Below are 3050 nucleotides of genomic sequence, written 5' to 3'. Positions count from 1 at the left end.
GTGAATCATTAACAGATTGGCAAAATTGAGTCTGAAATAAATTGTTCACTCAATCAATATACGTTAACGCGTTGTTATGACGGGTTGATGAACGTAGATTGAATTGAGAACTAGCAAATTAACTGAATCAAGCGTTTTGGTATATGAATTTAGATTGAAGCTGTACGGTGCTTAAGTGCACGAGACTTCGAACTGTAGATTAAATAGATAATTGATTATTTATTTAATTGTCTTAATCCTACTTGTAGGGATTAACGACTGTTTGGGGTTGTATAGTCAAGTAATTAAGTGCATGTGGTGGATGCCTTGGCAGTCAGAGGCGAAGAAAGACGTGATAGCCTGCGAAAAGCTCCGGGGAGGCGGCAAATATCCTTTGATCCGGAGATTTCTGAATGGGGGAACCCACTTACCATAAGGTAGGTATCAATACATGAATACATAGTGTATTGAGGCGAACGCGGGGAAGTGAAACATCTCAGTACCCGTAGGAAAAGAAATCAATTGAGATTCCCTCAGTAGCGGCGAGCGAAAGGGGAACAGCCCATTAAGTTATGTGTGTTTTAGTGGAATGCTCTGGGAAGTGCAACCATAGTGGGTGATAGTCCTGTACACGAAAGGGCACACATAATGATGACGAGTAGGGCGAGGCACGTGAAACCTTGTCTGAATATGGGGGGACCATCCTCCAAGGCTAAATACTCCTGACTGACCGATAGTGAACCAGTACCGTGAGGGAAAGGCGAAAAGAACCCCTGTGAGGGGAGTGAAATAGATCCTGAAACCGCATGCATACAAGCAGTGGGAGCATCTTTGTGATGTGACTGCGTACCTTTTGTATAATGGGTCAGCGACTTACATTCAGTAGCAAGGTTAACCGCATAGGGGAGCCGTAGGGAAACCGAGTCTTAATAGGGCGTATAGTTGCTGGGTGTAGACCCGAAACCAGGCGATCTATCCATGAGCAGGTTGAAGGTTGGGTAACACTAACTGGAGGACCGAACCCACTGTCGTTGAAAAGCCAGGGGATGACTTGTGGATAGGGGTGAAAGGCTAATCAAGCCTGGTGATAGCTGGTTCTCCCCGAAAGCTATTTAGGTAGCGCCTCGGACGAATACCATTGGGGGTAGAGCACTGTTTCGGCTAGGGGGTCATCCCGACTTACCAAACCGATGCAAACTCCGAATACCGATGAGTACTATCCGGGAGACAGACTGCGGGTGCTAACGTCCGTAGTCAAGAGGAAAACAATCCAGACCGCCAGCTAAGGCCCCAAAATCATAGTTAAGTGGGAAACGATGTGGGAAGGCATAGACAGCTAGGAGGTTGGCTTAGAAGCAGCCACCCTTTAAAGAAAGCGTAATAGCTCACTAGTCGAGTCGGCCTGCGCGGAAGATGTAACGGGGCTAAAACTATGTGCCGAAGCTGCGGATGTATACATTGTATACGTGGTAGGGGAGCGTTCTGTAAGCCGATGAAGGTGGATTGAGAAGTCTGCTGGAGGTATCAGAAGTGCGAATGCTGACGTGAGTAACGACAAAACGGGTGAAAAACCCGTTCGCTGAAAGACCAAGGGTTCCAGTCCAACGTTAATCGGGGCTGGGTGAGTCGACCCCTAAGGCGAGGCCGAGAGGCGTAGTCGATGGGAAATTGGTTAATATTCCAATACTTCAGTGTAATGCGATGAGAGGACGGAGAAGGTTAAGTCAGCCTGGCGTTGGTTGTCCAGGTGGAAGGCTGTAGGCATGCATCTTAGGCAAATCCGGGGTGCTCTATGCTGAGAGCTGATAGCAAGCTAGTTTACTAGCGAAGTGGCTGATACCATGCTTCCAGGAAAAGTCTCTAAGCTTCAGTTACACTGGAATCGTACCCGAAACCGACACAGGTGGTCAGGTCGAGTAGACCAAAGCGCTTGAGAGAACTCTGCTGAAGGAACTAGGCAAAATGGTACCGTAACTTCGGGAGAAGGTACGCTGTTGACGGTGATGGGACTTGCTCCCTGAGCGGTTGACAGCCGCAGAAACCAGGCCGCTGCAACTGTTTATTAAAAACATAGCACTCTGCAAACACGAAAGTGGACGTATAGGGTGTGATGCCTGCCCGGTGCTGGAAGGTTAATTGATGGGGTTAGCGTAAGCGAAGCTCTTGATCGAAGCCCCAGTAAACGGCGGCCGTAACTATAACGGTCCTAAGGTAGCGAAATTCCTTGTCGGGTAAGTTCCGACCTGCACGAATGGCATAATGATGGCGGCGCTGTCTCCAGCAGAGGCTCAGTGAAATCGAAATCGCTGTGAAGATGCAGTGTACCCGCGGCTAGACGGAAAGACCCCGTGAACCTTTACTGCAGCTTGACATTGAACTTTGACCTTACTTGTGTAGGATAGGTGGGAGGCTTTGAAGTTGGAACGCCAGTTCCAATGGAGCCGTCCTTGAAATACCACCCTGGTAATGTTGAGGTTCTAACTCTGTCCCGTGATCCGGGACGAGGACCATGTCTGGTGGGTAGTTTGACTGGGGCGGTCTCCTCCTAAAGAGTAACGGAGGAGTACGAAGGTGCGCTCAGCGTGGTCGGAAATCACGCGTAGAGTATAAAGGCAAAAGCGCGCTTAACTGCGAGACCCACAAGTCGAGCAGGTACGAAAGTAGGTCTTAGTGATCCGGTGGTTCTGTATGGAAGGGCCATCGCTCAACGGATAAAAGGTACTCTGGGGATAACAGGCTGATACCGCCCAAGAGTTCATATCGACGGCGGTGTTTGGCACCTCGATGTCGGCTCATCTCATCCTGGGGCTGAAGCAGGTCCCAAGGGTATGGCTGTTCGCCATTTAAAGAGGTACGCGAGCTGGGTTTAGAACGTCGTGAGACAGTTCGGTCCCTATCTACCGTGGGCGCTGGAAATTTGAGAGGATCTGCTCCTAGTACGAGAGGACCAGAGTGGACGAACCTCTGGTGTACCGGTTGTGACGCCAGTCGCATCGCCGGGTAGCTATGTTCGGAAGGGATAACCGCTGAAAGCATCTAAGCGGGAAGCCTACCTCAAGATAAGATTTCCC

Annotated in this window: 1 rRNA gene; it reads left to right on the top strand. The window is 49.6% G+C overall.

What is annotated here, in order from left to right:
• Nucleotides 1-274: 274 nt before the first annotated feature.
• Nucleotides 275-3050: ribosomal RNA gene (locus tag FTU69_RS14570) — 23S ribosomal RNA — on the top strand; the annotation flags it as partial.

The sequence above is a fragment of the Acinetobacter sp. YH12134 genome, from assembly GCF_013418555.1.
Lineage (GTDB): Bacteria > Pseudomonadota > Gammaproteobacteria > Pseudomonadales > Moraxellaceae > Acinetobacter > Acinetobacter indicus.
This window is presented reverse-complemented; position numbering and strand designations above follow the sequence as displayed.